The sequence below is a fragment of the Streptomyces anandii JCM 4720 genome (assembly GCF_014650655.1).
GTDB classification, from domain to species: Bacteria; Actinomycetota; Actinomycetes; order Streptomycetales; family Streptomycetaceae; genus Streptomyces; species Streptomyces anandii.
The window spans coordinates 1-3,005 of the sequence record NZ_BMVJ01000032.1 but is presented as its reverse complement, the minus strand read 5'-3'; the positions used below and the strand labels follow the sequence as shown (position 1 = coordinate 3,005).

Genomic DNA, 3,005 nt, shown 5'->3' with positions numbered 1-3,005 from the left:
ATGGCTCCGACCTCGACTCCGCAGACCCCCTTCGGGCGGGTCCTCACCGCCATGGTCACGCCCTTCACGGCGGACGGCGCACTCGACCTCGACGGCGCGCAGCGGCTCGCCGCCCACCTGGTGGACGCAGGCAACGACGGCCTGGTGATCAACGGCACCACCGGTGAGTCCCCCACCACCAGCGACGCGGAGAAAACGGAGCTCGTCCGCGCGGTCCTGGAAGCGGTCGGCGACCGCGCCCACATCGTCGCCGGAGTCGGCACCAACGACACCCACCACAGCATCGAGCTCGCCCGCGCCGCCGAGCAGGCCGGCGCGCACGGCCTGCTGACCGTCACGCCGTACTACAACAAGCCCCCGCAGGAGGGCCTGTACCGGCACTTCACGGCCATCGCCGACGCCACCGGCCTGCCGGTCATGCTCTACGACATCCCCGGCCGCAGCGGCGTGCCCATCAACACGGAGACGCTCGTCCGCCTCGCCGAGCACCCGCGGATCGTCGCCAACAAGGACGCCAAGGGCGACCTCGGCCGCGCGAGCTGGGCGATCGCCCGCTCGGGCCTCGCCTGGTACTCCGGCGACGACATGCTCAACCTGCCGCTGCTCTCCGTGGGCGCGGTCGGCTTCGTCTCTGTCGTCGGCCACCTCGTCACCCCGGACCTGCGCGCCCTCGTCGAGGCCTACACCTCCGGCGATGTGCAGAAGGCCACCGAGATCCACCAGAAGCTGCTCCCCGTCTACACCGGCATGTTCCGCACCCAGGGCGTCATGACCACCAAGGCCGCGCTCACCGCGCTCGGCCTGCCCGGCGGACCGCTGAGGGCCCCCATGATCGAGCTCACGCCCGAGGAGGCCGCGCAGCTCAAGATCGATCTTGCCGCCGGCGGGGTACAACTCTGAGAACAAGACTTCGCGAGATCTCTCGCACCGCCCCACCCCCGGCCCCACGACGGGACCGCGCAACGCGGGGCGACACAACTGAATAAGCAGGCCACCGGTGCCTGCGCCCCACAACGACAACTGCTTCTGCACGAACGTCACGCGCGCCACGTGCCCACCGGTACGTGGCGTGCGTGGTGAGGAGAGTCTTTTGAGTCATCCGCATCCTGAACTCGGTGCCCCCCCGCCCCTCGCCGAAGGGGGCCTGCGGGTCACCCCGCTCGGCGGCCTCGGCGAGATCGGCCGCAACATGACGGTCTTCGAGTACGGAGGCCGTCTGCTGCTCGTCGACTGCGGAGTGCTCTTCCCCGAGGAGGAGCAGCCCGGAATCGACCTGATCCTGCCGGACTTCTCGTCCATCCGGGACCGCCTCGACGACATCGAGGGCATCGTCCTCACGCACGGCCACGAGGACCACATCGGCGGCGTCCCCTTCCTCCTGCGCGAGAAGCCGGACATCCCCCTGATCGGCTCCAAGCTCACCCTCGCGCTCATCGAGGCCAAGCTCCAGGAGCACCGCATCCGGCCCTACACCCTCGAGGTCGCCGAGGGGAACCGGGAGCGCATCGGCCCCTTCGACTGCGAGTTCGTCGCCGTCAACCACTCCATCCCGGACGCCCTGGCCGTCGCCATCCGCACCCCGGCCGGCATGGCCGTGCACACCGGCGACTTCAAGATGGACCAGCTGCCGCTGGACAACCGCCTCACCGACCTGCACGCGTTCGCACGGCTGAGCGAGGAGGGCATCGACCTCCTGCTCTCCGACTCCACCAACGCGGAGGTCCCCGGCTTCACCCCGCACGAGCGCGACATCTCCAACGTGCTCCGCCAGGTCTTCGCCGGCGCCGGCAAGCGGATCATCGTCGCGAGCTTCGCCAGCCACGTCCACCGCATCCAGCAGATCCTGGACGCCGCCCACGAGTACGGCCGCCGGGTCGCCTTCGTCGGCCGCTCCATGGTCCGCAACATGGGCATCGCCCGGGACCTCGGCTATCTGAAGGTCCCGCCGGGCCTGGTGGTGGACGTCAAGACGCTCGACGACCTGCCCGACCACGAGGTGGTCCTGGTCTGCACGGGCTCCCAGGGCGAGCCCATGGCGGCCCTGTCCCGGATGGCCAACAGGGACCACCAGATCCGCATCGTCGAGGGCGACACGGTGATCCTCGCCTCGTCGCTGATCCCCGGCAACGAGAACGCGGTCTACCGCGTCATCAACGGCCTGACCCGCTGGGGCGCCAACGTCGTCCACAAGGGCAACGCCAAGGTGCACGTCTCGGGCCACGCCTCGGCCGGCGAGCTGCTGTACTTCTACAACATCTGCCGCCCGAGGAACCTCATGCCCGTCCACGGCGAATGGCGCCACCTGCGCGCCAACGCCGAGCTGGGCGCCATGACCGGTGTGCCGCACGACCGCATCGTCATCGCCGAGGACGGCGTCACCGTCGACCTCGTCGAGGGCAAGGCCAAGATCTCCGGCAAGGTCCAGGCCGGTTACGTCTACGTCGACGGTCTCTCGGTCGGCGATGTCGGCGAGCCCGCTCTGAAGGACCGCAAGATCCTCGGCGACGAGGGCATCATCTCGGTCTTCGTGGTGGTCGACTCCACCACCGGCAAGATCACCGGGGGGCCGCACATCCAGGCCCGCGGCTCGGGCATCGACGACTCGGCCTTCGCCGGGGTGGTCCCGAAGATCGCCGAGACCCTGGAGCGGTCGGCCCAGGAGGGCATCGCCGACGCCCACCAGCTGCAGCAACTCGTCCGCCGCACGCTGGGCAAGTGGGTCTCGGACACCTACCGGCGCCGGCCGATGATCCTCCCGGTGGTCGTGGAGGTCTGACGGGCCGGACGCTCGAACTGACGGCGGGGCGCCTCGATTTGCATCGGGGCGCCCCGCTCCAGTACGTTTACGGCTCCGCCCGGACGGGAACCCGGAGACTTCATGCGCTCCGCGGGACACTCCCGGAGGGGTGGGAAATCCGGCTCAGAATCTCTGATAAAGTCGGATCCGCCGGAAAGGAAACCGCGAGAGCGGAAACCTGGAAAGCGCCGAGGAAATCGGATCGAGA

The 3,005-nt window shown here is 69.4% G+C and carries 2 protein-coding genes; both read left to right on the top strand.

Annotated elements, in window-relative coordinates; all coding sequences use genetic code 11:
- Window positions 1-900, top strand: a 900-nt coding sequence (gene dapA / locus IE249_RS32925; RefSeq protein ID WP_189710781.1) for a 4-hydroxy-tetrahydrodipicolinate synthase, incomplete at its 5' end; no start/stop codon positions are given.
- 190 nt (window positions 901-1,090) lie between these two features.
- On the top strand, window positions 1,091-2,776 hold the full coding sequence (locus IE249_RS32920) for a ribonuclease J (protein WP_189710778.1): 1,686 nt from the start codon (window positions 1,091-1,093) through the stop codon (window positions 2,774-2,776).
- Window positions 2,777-3,005 lie beyond the last annotated feature (229 nt).